We start from the raw sequence: 22,843 nt of genomic DNA, 5'->3' as shown, positions 1-22,843 counted from the left end.
CCGTGACAGGATCGAGGCCATGACCTACGTTGCGCTGGGGCTCGCCTTGCTGGCCGCCATGCTGCACGTGGTGATCTTCGCCATGGAGTCGCTGCTCTGGACCCGGGAGACGATCTGGCGGCTGTTCGGCCTGAAGACGCAGGACCAGGCCAGGCTGACCCGACAGCTGGCCTTCAACCAGGGCTTCTACAACCTCTTCCTGGCGATCGGCACCGGCAGCGGGGTGATCTTGGTGCTCACCGACCGACCGGCGGCAGGCTGGGCCTTGATCATCTTCGGCTGCGCCAGCATGGTGGCGGCTGCGGTCGTGCTGCTCTCCACAGGCGCGAAATACCTGCGCGCGGCGCTCACCCAGGCCGGCTTCCCGCTACTGGCGTTGTTGGCGGCGGCAGTCGTCCGGCTGGTCTGAACCAGCCGGACGACGGTGCTCGCGGTCGACCTCAGCCGGTGGTCGTCACCGGGTCCGGAGCCGGCTGAGCCTCGACCATGGCCGGCTGCTGAGGCTGCTCCGCGGCCGGGCTGCGATCCCGGTCACCGGCCGGGTGCTCACCGTCCCCGTGCGGCTGCGGCTCCGGCACCGGGTGGCTCGACTCCTGGCCGTTGCCCGACTGGTGATCCGCTGCGGGGGTGTCCACGGCAGGCGTCTCCTGACCAGCGGCGTCGTCGCCGGCCGCCTCGCCGCCACGCCCGCGGCGTCGACGGCTCCGACCGGAGCGCTCCTCCCGGTTGGCCCCATCCTGATGGCTGCCTTCGCGGTGCTCCTGATCGGTTCCGGGCTGCGTCGAGGCGTCAACTGCGGCAGCACCGTCTCGTGACCCGTCGCCGGAGTTCTCCTTCTCAGCGGCCTTGTCCTTCTCACCCGCCTTCTCCCTGTCCCCGGCCGGCTGCTGCTTGCCGGACTGGTTGCCGGGGCGCGGGCCCTGGTTGCCGGAGCCCTGGCGCCCCGGCTGGTTGCGCCGGTTCCGGTTGCCGGCGTCACGGGTCCCCCCGTCAGCCTGCTTCTGGGACTCGACGGGCACGTCGTGGAGCTGGACGCCCCGGCCCTGGCAGTGCTCGCACTCGGCGCTGAACGCCTCCAGCAGGCCGGTGCCGATCTTCTTCCGGGTCATCTGCACCAGACCCAGACTGGTCACCTCGGCAACCTGGTGCCTGGTCCGGTCCCGACCCAGACACTCCACCAGCCGACGGAGCAGCAGTTCGCGGTTGGCCGGCAGCACCATGTCGATGAAGTCGATCACGATGATGCCGCCGATGTCGCGCAGCCGCAGCTGGTTGACGATCTCCTCCGCCGCCTCCAGGTTGTTGCTCGTGACGGTCGCCTCCAGGTTGCCGCCGGCACCAGTGAACTTCCCGGTGTTGACGTCAATCACTGTCATCGCCTCGGTCCGGTCGATGATCAGTGAACCGCCCGAGGGCAGGAACACCTTGCGCTCGAGACCCTTGGCGATCTGCTCGTCCAGCCGGTGGGCGGCGAACAGGTCGCCGTCGCTGTCGGCGTCCCAGCGCGTCAGCCGGTCCTTCAGGTGCGGGGCCACGTGGGACACGTACGCCTCAACCGAGTCGTAGGCGTCGCTCACCGAGCCGTTGCCCTGGATGATCAGCTCGTTGAAGTCCTCGGTGAACAGGTCGCGGACGATCCGTACGGTCAGGTCCGGCTCGCCGTAGAGCAGCTGCGGAGCGCTGCCGGCCTTGACCTTGCGCTCGATGTCCTCCCATTGCGCCTTCAGCCGGTTGACGTCGCGGACCAGCTCCTCCTCGCTGGCACCCTCCGCCGCAGTGCGGACGATCACGCTGGCCTGGTCACCGACCAGGTCGGCCAGGATGTCCTTCAGCCGTTTGCGCTCGGTGTCCGGCAGCTTGCGGGAGATCCCGGACAGATGCCCGCCCGGGGCGTACACGATGTAGCGCCCGGGGATGGAGACATGGTTGGTCAGTCGGGCACCCTTGGCGCCGACCGGGTCCTTCGACACCTGGACCAGCACCGTCTGGCCGGACTTGAGGGCCTTCTCCACCTTGCGGTTCTGACCCTCGGCGCCGAACGACTCCCAGTCGACCTCGCCGGCGTACAGCACCGCGTTGCGACCGCGGCCGATGTCGATGAACGCGGCCTCCATCGACGGCAGCACGTTCTGGACCCGACCGAGATAGACGTTGCCGATCAGGGACGCAGCGGAGTCCCGGTCCACGTAGTGCTCGACCAGGATGCCGTCCTCCAGCACGGCGATCTGCGACAGGTCCTCGCGCTGACGGATGATCATCTTCCGGTCGACCGACTCACGCCGGGCCAGGAACTCGGCCTCGCTCAGGATCGGCGCTCGGCGGCGGCCGGCCTCACGACCGTCCCGGCGACGCTGACGCTTGGCCTCCATCCGGGTCGAACCCTCGATACCGGTGACCTGCTGCTGGGCCTGCTTGCGGCTTCGCGGCTCACGGACGCGGACCACCACCTCGGACGGGTCGTCCGGGGCGGCACCGGCGTCCTCGCCACGGCGGCGACGCCGACGGCGACGGCGCCGCTGGCCCTCGCTCTCGCCCTCGTCTCCGTCGTCGTGGCTCGTCTCCTGGGCGGCATCGTCAGCCGACTGGCCCGGTTCGTTCTGGTCCTTCTCGGCCTCGTCGGAGCTGTCGGTGTCCTCCTCGTCGGACTCGGCGGTGTCGTCCGACCCGCCACGGCGGCGACGGCGGCCACCGCGGCGGCGGCGACGGCGGCGCGGCTGGCCGTCACCGGACTCGTCGTCGGTGTCTTCGCTGTCCTGCTCGGCGCTCTCCTGCTCACCCGCCTCCTGGTCAGCGCCCGGCTGATCCGTCGGCTCGGGCTCGGCTGCGCTCTCCTCGGCGGTGGCCTGCTCGGCGGCGAGCAGCGCGGCAGCCTCCTCGTCCTCCACCAGCTCAGCCTCGGGCGTGGGCACCTCAGTCGTCGGCGCAGCCTGGCTCTCGGGCTGGGGGCGGCTCACCGCAAAGTCGGGAACGGCGAACGGGTCGGACACCGGACGGCGGGTGCGGCGACGGGCCGGCTTTTTCTCCGCCACAGCCTCCGCCGGAGCCTGCTGCGTCTGGTCGTCGTGCGGGCTGCCGCTGAACGGCGCGGCCGGGCTGGTCGGCTCGGCGATTGGGGCCTCTGCCGCCTGACCCGTTTTGGGCTCGGGCTGGGCCGGGGCCGCCTTCTTGGCGGTGCGCTTGCGCGGCGTCCTGGCCGTCGGTTCGACAGCCGCGGCCTCCCCGGCGGCGGCAGGCGCCTCGTTGGGCGACGTTGCGGCAGGCGCCTCGTTGGGCGACGCGGCCTTCTTCGCTGTGGCCCTCTTGGCGGTCCGCTTGGCCGGAGCCTTCTTGGCCGGCGCAGTGGCCTGGCCGTCGCCCTCGGCGGCCGGTGCCGCAACGGTCGGCTGCGGCTCGGCTACCGGTGCCGCAACGGTTTCCTGTGTCGGACTGACCGGAGCGCTCACCTGGATCGGCGGCGCCTCAGGAGCACTGGCCGGGGGGCCGGCCGGGCGGCTGGCAGCGCGGCGCCGGCGGGGCGGCGCCGGCTCGGACGGTGCTGCGGTGGTTGCTGCTGTGTTCTGGCTTGTGTCGGGCTCATTTTCGAGCATCCGGACTCCTCTGCGACGCACCCCTTGGGCACGCATTCTCGTTTCGCCACTCCCAGCAGGACTGGGTGGCGGAAGCTGTTGGTCGCCCGATGGTGTGAGTCACAGTCTCCCGCGGTCTAAGGAGCCCACCCTTTCGGGGGGACCTCGCTCGTCGCGGTGCAGAAACTGCCGCACAGCACTGCGATCTGTCACCTCGCAGTTGCCCACATCGGGTTCGAGCACACGGTGTGCTCTAACCATGGGCCCAGTATCCCACACAATGTGCAGGGATCCGTCAGCCGACCTGTGCGACGCGCGAGAGGTGTCGCTCAGCGTACGGTCAGCGGGTCGGCGATCTCGCCGGTCTCCTCCTCCAGGGTGCCCTGGGCGAGCCGGGTGATGACTGGAACCTCGACCGGCGCGAACGACGGCGAGACCTCTCCCAGCGCGGTCAGCACGTCGTCCGGCCGCACCAGCGGGGTCTGGTGTCGGCAGACCAGCAGGATCTCCCCGTCCGAGACGCGCAGCGACACCACCGCCTGGCGGGCGTCGAAGCTGCGGATGCCGTTCTTCGTCATCCGCTGGACCAGGACCGACGACTGGCCCAGGAAGTTCTCGCAGGCAGCACCCAGCTCCGCGGCATCGATCCCGGGGAGCCGGATCTGCCAGAGCGAGCCGGTCAGCAGGTCGGCCAGGGCGCCCGGCGGGGCGACGATGGCCTCGACCACATCCAGGCCGGGCGGAAGGGCCTCGTCCAGCGCGGCCCGCACCCGGTCGGGGTCACACTCGGCGGCCAGGCCGATCTCCAGGTACTCGGCCTCGCTGGCTGCTCCGGTCGGCGAGGCGTTGGCGTACGAGATCCGCGGATGCGGCGAGAAGCCGGACGAGTAGGCCATCGGAATGCCCGCGCGACGCAGCGCCCGCTCGAAGGCCCGCGAGAAGTCCCGGTGGCTGGTGAAGCGGGCCCGACCGCGTTTGGCATAGCGCAGCCGCATCTTCTGCACCGGGGGCGCATGCTGCTCAGGCTGGGTGCGCTGCTTCTCGGACACGGCGACGAGGATACCGTCGGAGCCGGTTACGGTTGGTCGCCGGCAACGTCAGGTCGGTTCAGGAGGAACGATGGAAACCGGGCAGACCCAGCAGTCCACTCGGAGCCGCGGCGGCGGGCTGCCCGAGTCGCGCTGGCTCGTGATCGGGGGTCTGCTGATCCTGGCGTTCAACCTCCGTCCGCTGGCGGTCGCCCTCGGCCCCTTCCTGCCGACCATCACCGGCGAGCTGGGGATGGGGCCCGCCCTGGCGGGTCTGCTGACCGCCCTGCCGGTGCTGTGCTTCTCGGGCTTCGGCGCGCTGGCACCGATGGCAGCCGCCCGGTTCGGGGTGCACCGGGTGATGCTGACCGCGCTCGGCCTGGTCATCGTCGGGCAGCTGATCCGCGCGGCGACCGGTTCCGCACTGGTCTTCCTGCTGTCCACCATGGTCGGTCTGTCCGGCATGGCCGCCGCCAACGTCCTGCTGCCCTCTTTGGTCAAGCTGCACTACAGCCATCGGGTGGGGCTGGTCACCGCCCTCTACTCGACCTCGATGACGATCGGGGTCGCCGCCGCCAGCATGCTGACGGTGCCGATCGCGCACGCTCTCGGCGGCTGGCGCTGGGGCCTGGGCATCTGGGCCATCACCGCAGCAGTGGCCGTGCTGCCCTGGTTGCTGCTGGTGCGCCATGACAGCCCGGACGTGCCGACTCCCGGGGAGGCGACTGCGGTGCAGGGCGCGCCGATAAGCATCCGCCAGGTGGCCCGCACCCGGCTGGGCTGGATCCTGGCGGTCTTCTTCGGCGTTCAGTCGATGCAGGCGTACGCCATCTTCGGTTGGCTCGCCACCATGTACCAGGACGCGGGCTACTCCACCGCCGCCTCGGGGTTCTTCCTCGGCATCTCGGCCGTCGTGGGGATCCCGCTCGCGTTCCTGTTCCCTGCCTACACGGCCCGGAAGCGGCAACCGTCAGGGCTGCTGGTGCTGATCTTCTGCTGCCTGGTCGGCGGCTATGTCGGGCTGCTCCTGGCGCCGTCCGCCTTGCCGTGGCTGTGGGCGATCCTGCTGGCTCTGGGGACGGCCGCCTTCCCCGTGATCCTGGCCCTGATCGGGCTGCGGGCACGGACCAGCCAGGGCACCGCGGCGTTGTCCGGGTTCACCCAGAGCGTGGGCTACCTGATCGCAGCGCCCGGGCCGTTCCTGGTCGGTGTGCTGCACGCCGCCACCGGCGGCTGGGTGGTGCCCAAGCTGTTCCTGATCGCCCTGGCGATCCCGCTGCTCGTCATGGGTCTGCTGGCCGTCCGGCCGAAGTTCCTCGAGGACGAGTTGGAGCATCGCCGGCAGCGCCGCTGAGCGTCCCCCGCGTCCGTGCAGACGGTACGCACTCCGTACAGGCCCTCGGAGACCTGCACGGAACAGAGAGGATCTGCACAGTGGCGTGACTCAGGTCATTAGGGCTCCAAAAAGCTATCCACAGATCGTCTCCAGGGCCCGACCCGCACTGTCAGAGGCGTTGGACTGGACGGATGGATGACCTCATTCTCCGCCGCAACCTGCTGGCAGCCGGATATCAGCGAGACGAAATCGCGCGGATGCGGCACCGCGGCGAGCTGATCGGGATACGCCGCGGGGTCTACGTCGAGCCGCCGGAGCAGCCGCCTCCGGTGCGGGACGTCCACGAGCGGCTGCTCCGCGCCTGCCTGCACGACATCTCCCCGGAGGCGGTCGTCAGCCACGAGTCGGCCGCCCTCCTGCATGACCTTCCCGTGTGGGGGACCCGGCTCGAGCGGGTGCATTTCACCCGTGACCGCTCCAGCGGAGGCCGCCGCGGACGGCAGCTGCACCTGCACTCGGCACCGCTGGCGGACGGTGACGTGGTCGAACTCGCCGGTGTACGTGTCACGTCGCTGGCGCGGACGGTCGCCGACCTCAGCAGGACACTCCCCTACCGGCAGGCGGTCGCGGCGGGCGACCAGGCGCTGGCCGCCGGCCTTGACCGGGACCAGCTGGAGCAGATGCTTGGGCGGATGCGGCATTGGCCGGGGGTGGCCGGGGCCCGCCGGGTGGCGGCCTTCCTCGACGGTCGCAGCGAGAGCCCGGGCGAGTCATTGAGCCGGGTCGTTCTGGATCGGCTCGGTCTGTTGCCGGTGGAGCTGCAGTACGAGGTCTTCGGTCCCACCGGCACCCTGGCCGGCCGGTCCGACTTCGGCTGGCCGGAGCAACGCACCCTCGGCGAGTTCGACGGCAGGGTGAAGTACGGCCGGCTGCTGCGCCCCGGACAGACCGCCGCCGACGTACTGTTCGCCGAGAAACAGCGCGAGGACGCCCTCCGCGACCTCGGCTGGCAGGTGGTCCGCTGGATCTGGGATGACCTGCAGCGGCCGCAGGTCATCCGGGACAGGCTTCAGCGGGCCTTCGCCCGGGCGGCACGATGAGTGCCAGCGCTCCGTGCAGTCCGTGGGCACTCCGTGCAGGCGCCCGGAGCCCTGCACGGAACGGCGAGGGCCTGCACAGTGTGCCGTGGTGGGTCTCGACGGTCTGCACAGTGCCCGGCGGGCTCAACGAGCGACGCCGGAGCTGACCGAGGCGATCGGCAGCAGTGACCGGCCGGTGGGCCCGATCTGGATGGTGGTGTCCAGCTGAGGGCAGACGCCGCAGTCGAAGCAGGGGGTCCAGCGACAGTCGTCGACCTCGACCTCGTCCAGCGCGTCCTGCCAGTCCTCCCAGAGCCAGTCGCGGTCCAGCCCCGAGTCCAGATGGTCCCAGGGCAGCACCTCGTCGTAGTCGCGCTCGCGCACCGTGTACCAGTCGAGGTCCACGCCGGTGCCCTCGAGACCCGACGCGGAGCAGGCGACCCAGCGGTCGTAGGAGAAGTGCTCACTCCAGCCGTCGAACCGGCCACCGTCGCGCCAGACAGCCTCGATGATCTTGCCGACCCGACGATCACCGCGGCTGAGCAGCCCTTCGATGATGCCGGGTTTCCCATCGTGGTAACGGAATCCGATCGCCTTGCCGTACGCCCGGTCGGAGCGGATCACGTCCCGCAGCTTGGCCAGCCGGGCGTCGGTCGTCTCGGCGTCCAGCTGGGCAGCCCACTGGAACGGGGTGTGCGGCTTCGGCACGAAGCCGCCGATGCTCACCGTGCAACGGATGTCGCGCCGGCCGCTGACCTCGCGCCCGGTCGCGATCACGCGCCTGGCCAGGTCCGCGATCGCCAGCACGTCATCGTCGGTCTCGGTCGGCAGCCCACACATGAAGTAGAGCTTCACCTGACGCCAGCCGTTGCTGTAGGCGGCAGCCACGGTCCGGATCAGGTCGTCCTCGTCGACCATCTTGTTGATCACCTTGCGCATCCGGTCGGAGCCACCCTCCGGCGCGAACGTCAACCCGGACCGCCGCCCGTTGCGGGACAGCTCGTTGGCCAGGTCGATGTTGAACGCGTCGACCCTGGTGCTGGGCAGTGACAGCGAGATGTTGCTACCCTCATAGCGATCCGCGAGCTGGCGGGTGACCTCACCGATCTCGGAATGGTCCGCACTGGACAGGCTGAGCAGCCCCACCTCCTCCAGGCCGGTGGCCTCGATCCCACCCTGCACCATGGCCCCGATGGTCTCGATGCTGCGCTCGCGCACCGGCCGGGTGATCATGCCCGCCTGGCAGAACCGGCAGCCACGGGTGCAGCCGCGGAAGATCTCCACCGAGTAGCGCTCGTGCACCGTCTCGGCCAGCGGCACCAGCGGCTTCTTCGGGTAGGGCCAGGCGTCCAGATCCATCAGAGTGTGCTTGGCGACCCGGAACGGCACCCCGCTGCGGTTCGGTGCGACCCGCTGGATCCTGCCGTCGGGCAGATAGTCGACGTCGTAGAACTTCGGAACGTAGACGCCACCTCCGGCGGCCAGCCGCAGCAACAGCCCATCCCTCCCTCCGGGTCGGGCCTCGGCCTTCCATTCGCGGATCACCTCGGAGATCTTGAGCGCGATCTCCTCGCCGTCGCCGAGCACCGCCGCGTCGATGAAGTCGGCGATCGGCTCCGGGTTGAAGGCCGCATGCCCGCCGGCCAGCACGATCGGGTCGTCCTCGGAGCGGTCGACGGCGTGCAGCGCGATCCCGGCCAGGTCCAGCGCGTTCAGCATGTTGGTGTAGCCCAGCTCGGTGGCGAAGCTCAGCCCGAGCACGTCGAAGGCGCCGACCGGACGGTGCGAGTCCAGCGTGAACTGCGGAATCCGGTGCTCGCGCAGCATCGCCTCCAGGTCAGCCCAGACGGCGTAGGTGCGTTCGGCCAGGATCCAGTCCTGTTCGTTCAGCACCTCATAGAGGATGGCCACCCCCTGGTTCGGCTGCCCCACCTCGTACGCATCGGGATACATCAGGGCCCAGCGGACGTCGACTGACGACCAGTCCTTGCTGACGCTGTTCAGCTCTCCGCCGACATACTGGATCGGCTTGCCGACCTTGGGAAGCAGCGGCTCGAGCCGACAGAACAGGGATCCGGGGTCGTGGTCGTTCGAGGCGGCACGGTGCTCAACGGTGGTGGGATCAGCAGTGGTGGTCATAGCGTTCCCAGCGTAACGAACTCGGCCCGCATGGTGCTTTGTCCAACTGGGCCACCGGGCGGGATGGTCTACTCCAGGTGGAACGACGAGGCCCCGAGACCCGCCAGAGCGAGTTCGGGGCCCCTTAACGATCGACGCGTGTCGGTGGAGCGACTACTTGGCGACGGCCTTCTTAAGCGCGCTGCCGGCGGTGACCTTGACGCCGTAGCCGGCAGGGATCTGCAGCTCCTCGCCGGTCCGGGGGTTCCGGCCGGTGCGGGCGGCCCGCTCGACCCGCTCGACGTTCAGAAAGCCGGGGACCTTGACGGCCTCACCCTTCTCCAGGTTGGCGATGACGACGTCCTGCAGCGCGGACAGTGCGGCGTCGGCCTGCGTCTTCGACAGCGATGCCTGCTCGGCGATCGCGGCCACGAGCTCGGTGCGATTCAGAGACATAAGTAGTGCCTTTCCGGTGGTTCGAATCTGTCGCCCCGTCGGGGCTCTACGGTCGAGACTACGTGCCATCGCTCCAGAAATGGCGTAACCCCGCCGTTCTGGACGTCGCCGGCGCGTGCTCACCACCTCAGCCGCCGGCTCTGACGAGGCCGGTCTCGTAGGCCAGCACCACCAGCGCGACCCGGTCGCGCAGACCGGTCTTGGCCAGGATCCGGCCCGACGTGGGTCTTCACTGTGGCCTCGGAGAGGACGAACTTGTCGGCGATCTCCGGGTTGCTCAGACCTCGGGCGATCTCCAGCAGCACCTCACGCTCCCGGCCGGTCAGGCTGCTGGTCCGGTCGGGTACCGAGGTGCGCTCGGGCACGGCGTCGACGAACTTCTCGATCAACCGCCGGGTCGTGCTCGGCGCGACCACCGCGTCCCCGGAGAACACCGTACGGACGGCAGCGAGCAGGTCGCCGGGAGGTGTGTCCTTGATCAGGAAACCGGAGGCCCCGGCACGGAGCGCGGAGAAGGCGTACTCATCCAGGTCGAACGTGGTCAGCACGATCACCCTGGGCAGCTCCTGGCCGCTGTCGGCGGACCGCTCGGTGATGATCCTGGTCGCCTCCACCCCGTCCATCCGGGGCATCCGGACGTCCATGATCACGACATCGGCGGCCGTCACGGCGAGCTTCTCCACCGCCTCACCCCCGTTGCCGGCTTCGCCGACCACCCGCATGTCGGGCTGGGAACCGATCAGCATCGCAAACCCGGCCCGGACCAGCTCCTGGTCATCCACCAGGAACACCCGGATCTCACTCATGCAGTGGTCCCTCTCCTCGAAACGGCAGCCAGGCGTCGACGACGAAGCCTCCATCCTGCACTGCACGGGTGTGGAGGTCGCCGCCGACCGCAGCCACCCTCTCGGCCATGCCCACCAGCCCATGCCCCGGCGGCCCGGTCACAGCGGGCCCACCCAGGTCGGGCGGGCCGTTGCGGATGATCACCCGCAACCCCGAGGTGGAGTGGTCCATCGTCACCTCGACCGCTCGGCCGCCGTGCTTGCGTGCATTGGTCAGGGCCTCCTGCACCACCCGGTAGGCGGTGAGCTGGACCATCGGCGGCACGGCGCCGGAGTCACCGGTGTCGGTCAGCGTGACGTCCGCTCCTGCGGCGGAGGCTTCGGCGACGAGCTCGGGGATGTCATCCAACGCAGGCTGGGGCACGTGGGTCGGCCCGCCGTCGTCGTGCTCGGCGCTGGCCAGGGTCAGGTCGTCGCCGTCAGCACGCAGCAGTCCGAGGAGGTCACGCATCTGCGCCAGCGACTCGCGGCCGGTGGCAGCGATCTGTTCCAGGACGGCCCTACCCGTCGCCGGTGACTGCTCCACCACGTACGCGGCCCCGTCGGCCTGGACGACCATCACCGACAGGCCGTGGGCGATCACGTCGTGCATCTCCCGCGCGATCCGGGCCCGCTCCCCGGCGGCCGCGATGATGGCCTGCTGCTCACGGTCCCGCTCCAGCTGGTCGGCTCGCGCGGACAAGGCGATGACACCGGCGCGACCGGACCGGAGACGCTCACCCAAGGCCCAGGTGATCGCCACCAGCCCGGCGGCCCCGAATGAGGACAACAGCCGAACGGACGTGCTCGGGGCGGCCAGCTGCCGGTCGACGTAGCCCCACCAGTCGGTGGCCGCACCGACGAGCACTGCGACGGTGGCCACTGACAGGGCGACCAGGGCGAACCGTCTGTCGGTGTAGCCCACCACCGAGTAGAGCGAGAACAGCAGGCCGGCGTCATAGAGCCCGATCGGAACGCCCGCCATCATCTGAAGCAGACCGAGGACGAAGATCAACCCGAAGGACGTCACCGGGAGGCGACGCCGGAGGGCCAGCGGAAGGTTGATCAACGCCACGAACAGCGCGTCGTCCCAGCTCGCCTTCGGCGAGAAGACCTGGAGCAGCAGAAATCCCACAGCGGTGAACACCAACGCGATCAAGACGTCGAAGAGGAGGCTCCGGCCCGGCAGAGCAGGACCGACACCGATCCCGTCACTGGCGTCGAGCAACCGGCTCAGCCGGGCCCGACCCGGGGCGGCAGGGGTGGCTGACACGAAGGGAACATATCGCGGCGGTGAACGTTGGGCGACGACTGAGCCAGATGGTGCTCAGGCCTAGCGCCACATAGGTTGACCATGGTTATATGGCCCGAGATTTGTCATTACATTCGGTCATAGGGACAAGCGGCGGGGGCCGGAAAGGGAAGTTCGCCCATGAAGCGCAAGAGACTTGCAGCAGTTCTGGCCGCGCTGACGCTCGCAGTCGGCGTCAGTGCGTGCCAAGGTAACGGACCCGGCGCGACGAAGGACACCGGGTCGGATTCGGGCTCAGCGAAGACGATCAAGGTCTACGCCAGCGGTGACACGAACATTCAGGATCTCTGGCAGAAGACGCTGATCCCTGCCTACGAGAAGGCGAACCCGGACGTCAAGGTCGTGCTGCAGTTCGATCTGCACGGTGAGAACTCGTCCCAGGTGATCGCCAAGCTGGCTGCCGCAACGCAGCAGAAGAAGGACCCCGGCATCGATCTGGTCGAGGGGGTCGGCAAACAGGCCGGCCAGGCGGGACTGCTCGCCGACCCGAAGCCGAAGGTGCCCAACCTGGCGAATGTCGACTCGAAGGTCGTCGCCGCTGCCGGCACCAACGCGATCCCCTACCGCGGGTCGTCAGTCCTGCTGGCCTACAACGCCGACAAGGTCACCGACCCGCCCAAGACCCTGGACGAGCTGCTGGCCTGGATCAAGGCCCACCCCGGCAAGTTCGCCTACAACTCACCGAAGACCGGCGGCTCCGGCGGCGCCTTCGTCACCACCGTGCTGGACAAGTACGTACCCGCGGACGTCCGGGAGAAGATGACCACCGGCTACGACAAGGACCTGGAGAAGTACTGGGAACCGGGCTGGAAGACGCTGGCCGGGTTGAACCCGTACGTGTTCCAGAAGGGTGTCTACCCGAACGGCAACAACGGCACGATCGACCTGTTGTCCAGCGGTCAGATCTGGATGCTGCCGGTCTGGTCGGACCAGTTCCTCAGTGGCCAGGCCAACGGCACCATCCCGAAGACCGCGAAGATCGCTCAGATCTCGAATCCGACGTTCACCGGCGGTTCGACCGAGGTCGGCGTGGTGAAGGCGTCCAGCAACCAGGAGCCGGCGTTCGCAATGGCCAACTGGCTGCTCGAACCGGACCAGCAGAAGGCGATCGCCGAGAAGATCGCCGGCTACCCGGTGATCTCACTGGACAAGCTCCCGGCCGAGGTGCAGGAGGAGTTCAAGGATGCCAAGCCGGACCAGCTGCGGCCCGGGTACAACTCCGACCACGGCAACGACATCAACAACCTGTGGGACCAGAAGGTTCCGGGCCACTAGGCGCCCGGACGAGCTGAGCGCGAAGAGATGAAGAAGCGACCCCTTGTCGGCCTGCTGATGGCCAGTCCACCGCTGCTGCTGGTGGCCGTGTTCGTCGGCTTCCCGATCGTGGTGGCGGTGGCCTACAGCCTCGGCCATGTCGGCGGTCTGAACCAGACCATCGCCACCATCGCCAGGGAGCAGCATGAGGTGGACCACTGGTGGCAGATGACCGCCGGGGCCTACCGCGACGTGTTCGCCGACGAGCGGTTCCGGCGGGACCTCACCACCACCGTGGTGATCACCTTGATCTCCACGGCGACGGTGGTGGTGCTCGCCTGGGTGATCGCGCTCTACTTGCGGGTGTCGCAGTCCTGGGCGGCCAAGGCCCTGTCGGCGCTGGCGGTGGTGCCGATGTTCATCCCGGTGGTGATCGCGTCCTGGGCCATCCTCACCTTCTACGCCGGCGACGGGCTGATCCGTTCGGTGGCGGCGAAGTTCGGGGTGGAGGCACCCACCTGGGGCTACAGCGTCACCTGCATCATCATCGGCCTGGTCTGGACCCACCTGCCGTTCGCCACCCTGATGATCGTCTCCGGGGTGCAGAGCGTCCCGGACTCGCTGATCGAGGCGGCCAGTGACGCGGGCGCCTCGTTCTTCCGCACCGTGCGCTCGGTGATCGCGCCGATGGCGATGGTGCCGACCGTGATCGCCGGCACCTTCACCGCCATCGGCACCCTGGGCTCGTTCACCGTGCCCTACTTCACCGGGCCGAATGCCCCGAACATGCTCGGGGTGGACATGGCCAGCTATTTCCAGGCCTTCAACCGGCCCCAGCAGTCGGTGGTGATGGCGGTCGTCGTGTTCGTGATCGCCGCCGGTTTCGGTGCCATCTACGTCTGGGCCAACTTCCGGTCGGCACAAGAGAGTGGGCGGGTCTGATGACCAGCACCGTACGACTGTCCGAACGTCAGCCGCTGACCGTGGCCCGCTCGGTCAAGGCCGTGCTCTCCCTGCTGCTGCTCGTCACGCTGGGGGTCTTCATTCTCGGCCCGCTGCTGTGGCTGGCGATCAGGGCGTTCGCCACCGGCTGGACCTATCCGAACCTGACGCCGGACGGCTGGACCCTGCACTGGTGGCGCCAGGTCCTCGCCGACGAGCAGCTGTCGTCGGCGATCGGGCTCAGTCTCGCGTTCGCGGTGACGACGATCGGGGTGTCCTCCGCGATCTGCCTGCCCGCGGCCTACGCCTTCGCCCGGTTCGACTTCCCGGGTCGTCGGTTCTTCCTGATCGGTCTGTTCGCCACCAACGCGTTCCCCAAGATGGGGTTGTTCGTGGCGCTGGCGTCGCTCTTCTACGCGTTCAACCTGATGAGCACCTTCACCGGGGTGGTGATCGTGCACGTGCTGGGCACGGTGGTGTTCATGACGTGGATCCCGGCCGCGGCCTTCGCGTCGGTCCCCCGCAGTCTCGAGGAGGCGGCGCAGGACGCGGGTGCCGGCAAGCTGCGGGTCTTCTTCACGATCACGCTGCCGATGGCACTGCCCGGCATCCTGGTCGCGATCATCATGTCGTTCCTGGCCTCGTTCGACGAGGCGCAGGGCACCTACCTGGTGGGGGCGCCGGTGTTCTACACGATGCCGACCGAGATGTACTCGCTGGTGCTGAACTACCCGCGCCAGGTGGCCGCCGTCTTTTCCATTCTGCTGTCGATCCCCTCGGTCGTGCTGCTGCTGCTGGTACGCAAGCACATCATGGGTGGACAGCTCGCTGAAGGGTTCCAGATCCGATGAGTGTCGACAAGGACATCATGACCGCCACCGCCGCACCCGCGGTGGCCTCCGGGACAGCACAGCACCCCGGCTCGGCCGGCCTGCAGCTCAAAGGCATCACCAAGGTGCTGGGCGGTCGTACCATCGTGGACGACCTGGACCTCACCGTGCACCGGGGTGAGCTGGTCTGCCTGTTGGGCCCCTCGGGTTGCGGTAAGACCACGACGCTACGGATGATCGCCGGCTTCCTCACCCCCGACGCCGGCAGCGTGCAGATCGACGACCAGGACGTGACCCGGCTGCGGCCGGAGAAGCGGCCGACGGCGATGGTGTTCCAGAACTACGCCCTCTGGCCGCACATGAGCGTGTTCGACAATGTGGCGTTCGGTCTCAAGCTGCGCAAGCTGCCCAAGGCCGAAATCGTCGAACGGGTGCAGGAGATGCTGGAGCTGGTCAACCTCACTCATCACATCCGCAGCCGGCCCGCCAGGATCTCCGGCGGCGAGCAGCAGCGGGTGGCACTGGCCAGGGCGCTGGTGCAGCGGCCGGCGGTGCTGCTGCTGGACGAGCCGCTGAGCAATCTCGACGCCAAGCTCCGGGTGCGGGTGCGCGAGGACATCCGTGAGATCCAGCAGCGATTGGCCATCACGACGGTTGTGGTCACCCACGATCAGGACGAGGCCCTGTCCATCTCGGATCGGGTGGCGGTGATGAACGGCGGTCGGATCGAGCAGTACAGCAGCCCGATCGACCTCTACCGGCGGCCCAGCACGAAGTTCGTCGGCAGCTTCGTCGGTGCCATGAACGCCTTCCCGGGCACGGTCCGCCACACGGACGGCACCCTGGTCGCCGTGCTCGAAGGTCGGGTCGAGGTCCCCGTGGACCCAGGTGACAGCGCCCCCGGCACGTCATCGAGCACCGGCTCCGAGGTGGGCGTCCGGCCCGAGGACGTCACCGTCGCCGAGAACGGAGCCGGCGCCCCGGGCACGGTGTCCCGGGTGATCCCCCGTGGCCACTTCACCGAGATGGTGGTCGTGCTCAGCGAGAGCGGATCGGACCAGCCCCTGACGGTGCGGGCCTACCTGGACAACGGCGACCCGTTGTCGGTGTTGCAGGACGGCGCCCAGGTGCGGGTCCGGTTCCGCTCGGTGCTGCTGTACGCCGACGAGGTGCTCACCTGATGGCGGACCTGGGCTGCAACGGTCATGAGGGCCGCTCTTCGACAGGCTCAGAGCGCGGGACGTGTCCTGAGCCTGTCGATACGTGTCCTGAGCCTGTCGATACGTGTCCTGAGCCTGTCGAAGGAGCACGGCGGGGCCGGACGGCTGGCCGCCTCCCGGCGCTGCCCCGACCGATCGGCGTCGGCGTCGGCGCGAAGGCCATCGCGCACCGGGGAGAGCCGGTCGGGTTCCGCGAGAACACGTTGCCTGCCCTGACCGCCGCGTTGGCGGCCCCGGCCGACCTGATCGAGATCGACGTCAAGGTCACCGCTGACGGTCAGGTCGTGCTGTTGCACGACGACACCCTCGAGCGGCTCTGGGGCCACCCCGGTGAGATCCGACGGCTCGAGCTGGCCGACCTGACGGCCCTGGCCGGTGACGGCGTGCGGATACCGCTGCTCAGCGAGGCCCTCGAGCTGCTCGCCGGCAGCGGTACGGCCCTGCTGATCGACATGGACTCGGCAGAGTGGGCGACGCCGAGCCAGCGAGTGGTGGAGCAGGCCATCACGGCCGGTCGGCTGGACCGGTCCGAGATCGTCTGGTGCGGACGGACCGAGTCGTTGCAGGTCATCCGCGAGGCCGACCCGGACGCCCGGATCGTGCTCTCCTGGGACGAAGGGAACGGCAACGGCGGTCCGCCGACAGACGCCGTGGTCGACCTGCTCGCGCCGGAGGCCTACAACCCGCACTGGCCGATGATGACCGGCGAGGTCATCGACTGGGCCAGGGAACGACAGCTGGCCACCTGCTGCTGGACCGTGGACGACGCCGCTCTGATGCACCAGCTGCTCGACCTGGGTGTCGACGCGCTGATCAGCAACCAGATCGGCACCCTCAGGAAGGTGCTCGATGACCGTTCCCGGTGACGACCACCACGCTGACCTCGATCTGGACAGCGCGCTGGGGGTGGCGCTGGAGGCTGCCCGGATCGCGATCAGGACCGTCCGCGACACGCCCCTGGGCGCGGTCCGCACCAAGGCCGACGCCGCCGACCCGGTGACCGAGGTCGACACGGCCGTCGAGCGCGCGGTCCGGGAGCTGATCGGCACCCGGCTGCCCGGACACCGGGTGGTCGGCGAGGAGTACGGCGGTGAGGCCGGCGACGGGCCCACCTGGTACTGCGATCCGGTGGACGGCACCACGAACCTCGCCGCGGGTCTGCCCTGGACGTCGTTCTCGCTGTCCCTGGCGGTCGGTTCCACTCCGCTGGTCGGGGTGGTCGCCGATCCGTGGCGGTCGGAGATCCTGCACGCCGTCCAGGGCCGCGGATGCTTCGTCGACGATGTCCAGGTGCCGGCCGCGCGCGGCGACAACCGGTCCCGGCTCAGCGGTGGTGTGGTGCTGACCGAGTGGGCCCGGCACCAGCCGTGGCCGGGGATGTTGGAGCTGCTGGCCGCACTGGCGGAGCGACACTGCACCACCCGGGTGATGGGATCTTCCACCCTGACCCTGGCGCAGCCGGCGGCCGGACGCTGCACCGGCGCCGTGGTCGGCGAATTCCACCCCGAGGACCATCTGGCCGCCACCCTGCTGTGTCAGGAGGCGGGCCTGGCCGTCTGGGACGAGTCAGGCCGACAGCAGCCCTTCCCGGCCGAGGGTGGGCTGATGGTGGCCGACCCCGCCGCTGCCGAGGAGCTGTTCACGCTCTGGAGCGCGAGCCGTCGCTCGGGGTGAGCGGCAGGCCACTTCACTGCCAGGGATCAGGCGAAGTCGGGGAACCAGAGAGCGATCTCCCGCGCGGCCGACTCGGCCGAGTCTGACCCGTGCACCAGGTTCTCCCGGTTCGACAGGGCCCAGTCCCCTCGGATGGTTCCCGGGGCCGCCTTGCGGGCGTCGGTGGCTCCGTTCATCGTCCGCACCACCTCGATGACCTGGTCGCCCTCGAGCAGGACCGCGACCGATGGACCGGAGGTGACGAAGGTGCGCAGCGGCGGGTAGAAGTCACGCTCAACGTGCTCGGCGTAGTGCTGGTCGGCCAGGTCGCCGTCGACGTACCGCAGGTCCATGGCCACGATCTTGAGACCGCGGGACTCGAACCGGCTCAGGATGGCACCGACAAGACCACGCCGGACGGCATCGGGCTTCAACAGGACGAAGGAGCGCTGCGGTGCAGCCGCCACTGGATCAGAACTCATAGCCCAGACCCTATCGGGCCCGGTCGCTAGAGCCCGTCCGGATCCGCGACGACCTCCCGCTTGCCGGCATCGAGCCGCTTGCCGAGGATGAAGCTGATCAACCACAGACCGGCGAAGAACCCGCCGACCAGGAACATCGCGGGAGTGAGCAGTCCGAGCAGGATCGCGGCGCCCTGGGTCAGCCAACCGATCACGAACCCGACCGGTCGTCGCAGCAGACCGGCCGCAACCAGGGCGAGCGCAGCGGCAACGGACCCGAATCCGACCGCCGGCCCGACCGCCACCTTGGACACCTGCAGCATGACGGCGATCGCCAGCCCGAAGATGATCACCTCGAAGATCAACACCGACAGCAGGACACTGCGCATCGGGTTCTTCGGCGAGAGGGTCAGAACCACTTGTCCCGCTCCGCCTCGGTCACGTCGCCATCAAGATGATCAGGATCGTCCCACTCGTCCGCGTCGTCCCCCTGCGACTCGTCAGCGCCCAGCTCGGCACCGACGACCTCGACCCGCGGCGGCCGGCGAACCGGCTTCTGTGGAGCAAGCAGCGTCCTGGCCTCGCCCACGGCGACCACGGACCCGGTGACCAGCACGCCGGCGGCGCCGACCGTGTCGCTCTCCGCCATGGTGACGGCTCTCTCGATCGCCTCGTCCATCCGGGCGACGACCTGCACCCGGTCCGTGCCGAAAATGCCCTCGGCCAGCTCACCGAGCTCCGCGGCAGGCATCCCGCGGGTGCTGGAGGCGACCTGAGTGACCACCACCTGGTTCATCACCTCCTCGAAGGTGCGCAGCACACCCTCGGCGTCCTTGTCGCCCATCACTGCGACCACGCCGATCAGCGGGTTGAAGTCGAAGGCCTCGGTGATCGTGGCGGCGGCCGCCCTGGCGCCGTGCGGGTTGTGGGCCGCGTCCAGCACCACCGTCGGCGAGCTGCGGACCACCTCCATCCGGGCCGGAATCTGGACGTCGGCGAAGCCTTCGCGGACGACGTCGGGATTGAGCGCCTTCATCCCCAGGAACGCCTCCACCGCCGCCAGGGCGACCGCGGCGTTGGCCGCCTGATGGGCACCGTGCAACGGCAGCAGGATCTCGTCGACCGGCCCCTCGGATGCGTTCAACCGGATCAGCTGTCCGCCGACCGCAACGACCCGGTCGAGCACGCCGAAGTCGATCCCCTCGCGATGCACCAGTGCCCCGACCTCGCCGCACCGCTCCAGCAGAACCGTCGCAGCCTCAAGGCTCTGCCCTGCCAGGATCGCCTGCGCACCCGGCTTGATCACGCCGGCCTTCTCGCGAGCGATCAGCTGCACTGTGTCACCGAGCAGATGGGTGTGGTCCAGGTCGATCGGCGTGATCACGGCTACGCCGGCATCGGCCACGTTGGTGGCGTCCCAGGTGCCGCCGAGTCCGACCTCGATCACCGCCACGTCGACCGGAGCGTCGGCGAAGGCGGCGAAGGCCATCCCGGTGATGATCTCGAAGAACGTCATGGCCACCCCGTCGATCTGCTGGTCGTCGACCAGCTGGACGTAGGGCTCGATCTCGTGCCACAGCTCGTCGAACCGGTCGGCGCTGATCGGCTCGCCGTCCAGCGCGATCCGTTCCGTCACGTCCATCACGTGCGGGCTCGCGAAGCGTCCAGTCCGCAGACCGTTGGCGCGCAGCAGCGACTCGATCATCGCCGCCGTGCTGCCTTTGCCGTTCGTACCGGCCACGTGGATGACCGGGTAGGCCTTCTGGGGATCACCCAGCAGGCGGGTCAGGGCCTGGATCCGACCCAGGCTGGGCGCGACCCGATGCTCGGGCCAGCGTGAGGTGAGCGCAGCAACGACCTGTGCGTGGGAGTCAGCAACCATATCCGTTGCAGTCTAGTCGCCGACGCCATGGGCCTGCCCAACGGCGGTCCGCAGGTGTGAGGCTGTGGACAACCAGGATGCGCGGGCCCTGACGTCTTACGTAGGATTCTGCCCATGACTACCCAGCCCCCGTCCGACCGATCCGCTGCGCCTGCCGATGCCGGTGCACGTGTCGTACCGGACAAGCCCGTGCTGGAGGGGCTGGAGGACAAGTGGATCGAGACCTGGAAGGCCGACAACACCTATGCGTTCGTCCGGCCGGACAGTCGAGCCGAGGTGTTCAGCATCGACACCCCGCCGCCCACCGTCTCAGGCTCGCTGCACGTGGGCCACGTGTTCTCGTACACCCACACCGATCTGATCGCCCGCTACCAGCGGATGCGGGGCAAGCAGGTCTTCTATCCGATCGGCTGGGATGACAACGGTCTGCCCACCGAGCGGCGGGTGCAGAACTACTACGGGGTGCGTTGTGACCCGTCGGTCCCCTACGACCCCGACTTCACGCCGCCGGCGAAGGCAGACCCGAAGCGGCAGCTGCCGATCAGTCGGCGCAACTTCGTCGACCTGTGCCACGAGCTGACCCACCTGGACGAGCGGACCTTCGAGGACCTGTGGCGTCACGTCGGCCTCAGCGTGGACTGGTCCTCGCTGTACACGACGATCTCGTCGGACTCGCAGGCCGTTGCCCAGAAGGCTTTCCTGCGCAATGTGGAGCGCGACGAGGCGTACCTGTCCGAGGCTCCGACAATGTGGGACGTCACCTTCCAGACCGCCGTCGCCCAGGCCGAGCTGGAGGCGCGTGACTACCCCGGCGCCTACCACAAGATCAACTTCCAGCGCACGGACGGGACCGGCCCGGTGCAGATCGAGACCACCCGGCCGGAGTTGATCGCGGCCTGCGTGGCGCTGATCGCCCACCCGGACGACGAGCGCTACCAGCCGCTGTTCGGCAGCACGGTCACCAGCCCGGTGTTCGGTGTCGAGGTGCCGATCCTCGCCCACGAGGCGGCCGAACCCGACAAGGGCGCCGGCATCGCCATGTGCTGCACCTTCGGCGATCTGACCGACGTGACCTGGTGGCGCGAGCTGCGGTTGCCGGCTCGGACGATCGTCGGCCGGGACGGCCGGATCCTCCGCGAGGTTCCCGACTGGCTGACCGGAGCGACCGCGCTGACCGCGTACGGCGAGCTGGCCGGGAAGACCACCTTCAGCGCCCGCGAGGCGATGGTGGCCCTGCTGCGCGAGTCCGGCGATCTGGACGGCGAGCCGACGCCGACCGAGCGGAAGGCGAACTTCTACGAGAAGGGCGACAAGCCGTTGGAGATCGTCTCCACCCGCCAGTGGTACATCCGCAACGGTGGTAGGGACGAGGGTCTGAAGCAGCAGATGCTGGCGCGCGGCGCCGAACTGCGCTGGGTCCCGGAGCACATGAAGCACCGCTACGACAACTGGGTCGGCGGCCTCAACGGCGATTGGCTGATCTCCCGGCAGCGCTTCTTCGGGGTGCCGTTCCCGGCCTGGTACCCGCTGGACGCCGACGGCGAGCCCGACTACGACCGCCCGATCCTGCCCGCCGAGGCCGACCTGCCGATGGACCCGAGCAGCGACTGCCCCAAAGGGTTCGACGAGTCCCAGCGCGGCGTCCCGGGTGGCTTCGTCGGCGATCCCGATGTGATGGACACCTGGGCCATCTCCTCGCTCAGCCCGCAGATCGTCTGCGGCTGGGAGCGCGATCCGGAGCTGTTCGCGCTCACCTTTCCGATGGACCTCAACACCCACGCGCACGAGATCATCCGCACCTGGCTGTTCTCCCGGGTGGTGCGGGCCCACTACGAGAACAAGTCGCTGCCGTGGGAGCGGTCGATGATCTCCGGTTTCGTGGTCGACCCGGACCGGAAGAAGATGAGCAAGTCCAAGGGCAACGCCATCGTGCCCACCGAGATCCTCGAGCGGTACGGTTCGGACGCCGTGCGCTGGCGGGCAGCGATGGCCCGGCCGGGACTGGACTCCCCCTTCGACGAGAAGCAGATGAAGGTGGGGCGCCGGCTGGCGATGAAGGTGCTGAACGCCAGCAAGTTCGTGCTCGGGCTGGCCGGCCGGACGGACGCGTCGGCGGTGGATGCCTCTGCGGTGACCGAACCGGTGGACCAGGCCATGCTGCGCGACCTGCGCGCCGTCGTCGAGGAGGCCACCCGGGCGTTCGACGCCTTCGACTACACCGGCGCGCTGGAGGTGACGGAACGCTTCTTCTGGCAGTTCTGCGACGACTACCTCGAGCTGGTGAAGGAACGGGCCTACGGGTCGCCGGCGGAGGCCGCCACCGCCTCGGCGCAGGCCGCGTTGGTGCTGGCGCTGGACATCCAGCTCCGGCTGTTCGCACCCTTCCTGCCGTTCGTCACCGAAGAGGTCTGGTCGTGGTGGCACCCGGGTTCGGTGCACCACGCGGCCTGGCCCACGGCCGACGAGATCGCCACCGACGGCGACCTGGGCCTGATGCGTGACGTGGCCGCCGCCCTGATCGCCATCCGCGGCGCCAAGTCCCAGGCGAAGGCGTCGATGAAGGTCGAGGTGAGCCGAGCCGAGTTCGCCGGTGAGGCCGACCAGCTGGCCCGGCTGAAGCTGGTCGAGGCTGATCTGCGTGCGGTGGGGCGGATCATCGGTGAGCTGGTCTGGACTCCGACCGACGACGCCGAGCTGCGGGCCGACATCGTCCTCGTTCCTCCCGCCTCCTGACGCGTCCCGAGCCTGTCGAAGGACCGCGCCCTGAGCCTCACCGTGCAGGCCCCCGTCACTCTGTGCAGACGTCTGAGGGCCTGCACAGAGTGATCAGGATCTGCACAGTCGCTTAGGGGCGTGGCGCGGCCTTCGACAGGCTCAGGGCG

The 22,843-nt window shown here is 69.0% G+C and carries 18 protein-coding genes and 1 pseudogene; 10 read left to right on the top strand and 9 right to left on the bottom strand.

Annotation, left to right across the window (positions count from 1 at the left end; genetic code table 11):
* Positions 1–19 precede the first annotated feature (19 nt).
* The gene (locus JOE57_RS14440) at positions 20–409 is read left to right on the top strand and encodes a DUF1304 domain-containing protein (protein ID WP_204919028.1); all 390 of its coding nucleotides are present in this window, start codon (positions 20–22) and stop codon (positions 407–409) included.
* A gap of 31 nt (positions 410–440) precedes the next feature.
* Here JOE57_RS14440 and JOE57_RS14435 read toward each other — a convergent pair whose 3' ends face one another.
* Complete coding sequence (locus JOE57_RS14435) at positions 441–3,587, bottom strand: Rne/Rng family ribonuclease (RefSeq protein WP_338041324.1); 3,147 nt, start codon at positions 3,585–3,587, stop codon at positions 441–443.
* Between the two features lie 308 nt (positions 3,588–3,895).
* Positions 3,896–4,615, bottom strand: coding sequence for a TIGR03936 family radical SAM-associated protein (locus JOE57_RS14430; protein WP_338041323.1), 720 nt, complete (start codon positions 4,613–4,615; stop codon positions 3,896–3,898).
* Between the two features lie 70 nt (positions 4,616–4,685).
* On the opposite strand from JOE57_RS14430, the gene JOE57_RS14425 reads away from it, so the two are divergent.
* Positions 4,686–5,948 (top strand): CynX/NimT family MFS transporter, encoded by a 1,263-nt coding sequence (locus JOE57_RS14425; RefSeq protein WP_204919025.1) that lies wholly within the window; start codon positions 4,686–4,688, stop codon positions 5,946–5,948.
* Positions 5,949–6,121: 173 nt separating this feature from the next.
* Positions 6,122–7,030 carry a type IV toxin-antitoxin system AbiEi family antitoxin domain-containing protein gene (locus JOE57_RS14420; protein ID WP_204919023.1) on the top strand — a complete coding sequence of 303 codons (909 nt, stop codon included), beginning with the start codon at positions 6,122–6,124 and terminating at the stop codon, positions 7,028–7,030.
* 123 nt (positions 7,031–7,153) lie between these two features.
* On the opposite strand, the gene JOE57_RS14415 is transcribed toward JOE57_RS14420, so the two are convergent.
* The 4 genes and pseudogenes from JOE57_RS14415 to JOE57_RS18990 all read right to left on the bottom strand — a co-directional run bounded on the left by JOE57_RS14415 (position 7,154) and on the right by JOE57_RS18990 (position 11,680).
* On the bottom strand, positions 7,154–9,148 hold the full coding sequence (locus JOE57_RS14415) for a TIGR03960 family B12-binding radical SAM protein (protein WP_204919021.1): 1,995 nt from the start codon (positions 9,146–9,148) through the stop codon (positions 7,154–7,156).
* Between the two features lie 153 nt (positions 9,149–9,301).
* Positions 9,302–9,583 carry an HU family DNA-binding protein gene (locus tag JOE57_RS14410; RefSeq protein ID WP_425561290.1) on the bottom strand — a complete coding sequence of 94 codons (282 nt, stop codon included), beginning with the start codon at positions 9,581–9,583 and terminating at the stop codon, positions 9,302–9,304.
* Between the two features lie 127 nt (positions 9,584–9,710).
* Positions 9,711–10,389 (bottom strand): annotated as a pseudogene (locus JOE57_RS14405) (response regulator).
* Entirely contained in the window at positions 10,382–11,680 is a 1,299-nt protein-coding gene (locus tag JOE57_RS18990; protein WP_204919019.1) for a histidine kinase, read from the bottom strand. The pseudogene JOE57_RS14405 and the gene JOE57_RS18990 overlap by 8 nt, the downstream one beginning before the upstream one ends.
* 159 nt (positions 11,681–11,839) lie before the next feature.
* Here JOE57_RS18990 and JOE57_RS14395 point away from each other — a divergent pair, with 159 nt between their 5' ends.
* Genes JOE57_RS14395 through JOE57_RS14370 form a run of 6 tightly spaced genes read left to right on the top strand, consistent with a single transcriptional unit; the run spans position 11,840 to position 17,639 of the window.
* On the top strand, positions 11,840–12,994 hold the full coding sequence (locus JOE57_RS14395) for an extracellular solute-binding protein (protein WP_204919017.1): 1,155 nt from the start codon (positions 11,840–11,842) through the stop codon (positions 12,992–12,994).
* Positions 12,995–13,021: 27 nt separating this feature from the next.
* A complete protein-coding gene (locus JOE57_RS14390; RefSeq protein WP_204919016.1) occupies positions 13,022–13,915 on the top strand; it encodes an ABC transporter permease in 894 nt (297 codons plus the stop codon).
* Positions 13,915–14,766 (top strand): ABC transporter permease, encoded by an 852-nt coding sequence (locus JOE57_RS14385; protein WP_204919014.1) that lies wholly within the window; start codon positions 13,915–13,917, stop codon positions 14,764–14,766. The genes JOE57_RS14390 and JOE57_RS14385 overlap by 1 nt, the downstream gene beginning before the upstream one ends.
* Positions 14,763–15,926 (top strand): ABC transporter ATP-binding protein, encoded by a 1,164-nt coding sequence (locus tag JOE57_RS14380; RefSeq protein ID WP_204919013.1) that lies wholly within the window; start codon positions 14,763–14,765, stop codon positions 15,924–15,926. Before JOE57_RS14385 ends, JOE57_RS14380 begins: the two co-directional genes overlap by 4 nt.
* Positions 15,926–16,831, top strand: coding sequence for a glycerophosphodiester phosphodiesterase (locus JOE57_RS14375; protein WP_275588352.1), 906 nt, complete (start codon positions 15,926–15,928; stop codon positions 16,829–16,831). The genes JOE57_RS14380 and JOE57_RS14375 overlap by 1 nt, the downstream gene beginning before the upstream one ends.
* Positions 16,815–17,639: an inositol monophosphatase family protein gene (locus JOE57_RS14370; protein WP_204919009.1), complete on the top strand. Its 825-nt coding sequence runs from the start codon at positions 16,815–16,817 to the stop codon at positions 17,637–17,639. The genes JOE57_RS14375 and JOE57_RS14370 overlap by 17 nt, the downstream gene beginning before the upstream one ends.
* 26 nt (positions 17,640–17,665) lie before the next feature.
* Here the strand turns inward: JOE57_RS14370 and ndk are convergent, their stop codons facing one another.
* Genes ndk through JOE57_RS14355 form a run of 3 tightly spaced genes read right to left on the bottom strand, consistent with a single transcriptional unit; the run spans position 17,666 to position 19,961 of the window.
* Positions 17,666–18,100: a nucleoside-diphosphate kinase gene (gene ndk / locus JOE57_RS14365; RefSeq protein WP_204919007.1), complete on the bottom strand. Its 435-nt coding sequence runs from the start codon at positions 18,098–18,100 to the stop codon at positions 17,666–17,668.
* A 26-nt stretch (positions 18,101–18,126) separates the two neighbouring features.
* A complete protein-coding gene (locus JOE57_RS14360) occupies positions 18,127–18,498 on the bottom strand; it encodes a DUF4233 domain-containing protein (protein WP_338041322.1) in 372 nt (123 codons plus the stop codon).
* Positions 18,489–19,961, bottom strand: coding sequence for a bifunctional folylpolyglutamate synthase/dihydrofolate synthase (locus JOE57_RS14355; RefSeq protein ID WP_204919005.1), 1,473 nt, complete (start codon positions 19,959–19,961; stop codon positions 18,489–18,491). Before JOE57_RS14355 ends, JOE57_RS14360 begins: the two co-directional genes overlap by 10 nt.
* Before the next feature lie 114 nt (positions 19,962–20,075).
* On the opposite strand from JOE57_RS14355, the gene valS reads away from it, so the two are divergent.
* Entirely contained in the window at positions 20,076–22,694 is a 2,619-nt protein-coding gene (valS, locus tag JOE57_RS14350) for a valine--tRNA ligase (protein ID WP_204919003.1), read from the top strand.
* The last annotated feature ends 149 nt before the right edge of the window (positions 22,695–22,843 follow it).

Source organism: Microlunatus panaciterrae (assembly GCF_016907535.1).
Taxonomy (GTDB): domain Bacteria; phylum Actinomycetota; class Actinomycetes; order Propionibacteriales; family Propionibacteriaceae; genus Microlunatus; species Microlunatus panaciterrae.
This window is presented reverse-complemented; position numbering and strand designations above follow the sequence as displayed.

Bases quoted from the DNA above. Each gene is read 5' to 3' on its own strand.
- ndk (WP_204919007.1), bottom strand. From the start codon at position 18,100: ATGAGTTCTGATCCAGTGGCGGCTGCACCGCAGCGCTCCTTCGTCCTG.
- JOE57_RS14390 (WP_204919016.1), top strand. From the start codon at position 13,022: ATGAAGAAGCGACCCCTTGTCGGCCTGCTGATGGCCAGTCCACCGCTG.
- JOE57_RS14380 (WP_204919013.1), top strand. From the start codon at position 14,763: ATGAGTGTCGACAAGGACATCATGACCGCCACCGCCGCACCCGCGGTG.
- JOE57_RS14355 (WP_204919005.1), bottom strand. From the start codon at position 19,961: ATGGTTGCTGACTCCCACGCACAGGTCGTTGCTGCGCTCACCTCACGC.
- JOE57_RS14410 (WP_425561290.1), bottom strand. From the start codon at position 9,583: ATGTCTCTGAATCGCACCGAGCTCGTGGCCGCGATCGCCGAGCAGGCA.
- JOE57_RS14435 (WP_338041324.1), bottom strand. From the start codon at position 3,587: ATGCTCGAAAATGAGCCCGACACAAGCCAGAACACAGCAGCAACCACC.
- JOE57_RS14370 (WP_204919009.1), top strand. From the start codon at position 16,815: ATGACCGTTCCCGGTGACGACCACCACGCTGACCTCGATCTGGACAGC.
- JOE57_RS14395 (WP_204919017.1), top strand. From the start codon at position 11,840: ATGAAGCGCAAGAGACTTGCAGCAGTTCTGGCCGCGCTGACGCTCGCA.
- JOE57_RS14375 (WP_275588352.1), top strand. From the start codon at position 15,926: ATGGCGGACCTGGGCTGCAACGGTCATGAGGGCCGCTCTTCGACAGGC.
- JOE57_RS14415 (WP_204919021.1), bottom strand. From the start codon at position 9,148: ATGACCACCACTGCTGATCCCACCACCGTTGAGCACCGTGCCGCCTCG.
- JOE57_RS14425 (WP_204919025.1), top strand. From the start codon at position 4,686: ATGGAAACCGGGCAGACCCAGCAGTCCACTCGGAGCCGCGGCGGCGGG.
- JOE57_RS14385 (WP_204919014.1), top strand. From the start codon at position 13,915: ATGACCAGCACCGTACGACTGTCCGAACGTCAGCCGCTGACCGTGGCC.
- JOE57_RS14420 (WP_204919023.1), top strand. From the start codon at position 6,122: ATGGATGACCTCATTCTCCGCCGCAACCTGCTGGCAGCCGGATATCAG.
- valS (WP_204919003.1), top strand. From the start codon at position 20,076: ATGACTACCCAGCCCCCGTCCGACCGATCCGCTGCGCCTGCCGATGCC.
- JOE57_RS14440 (WP_204919028.1), top strand. From the start codon at position 20: ATGACCTACGTTGCGCTGGGGCTCGCCTTGCTGGCCGCCATGCTGCAC.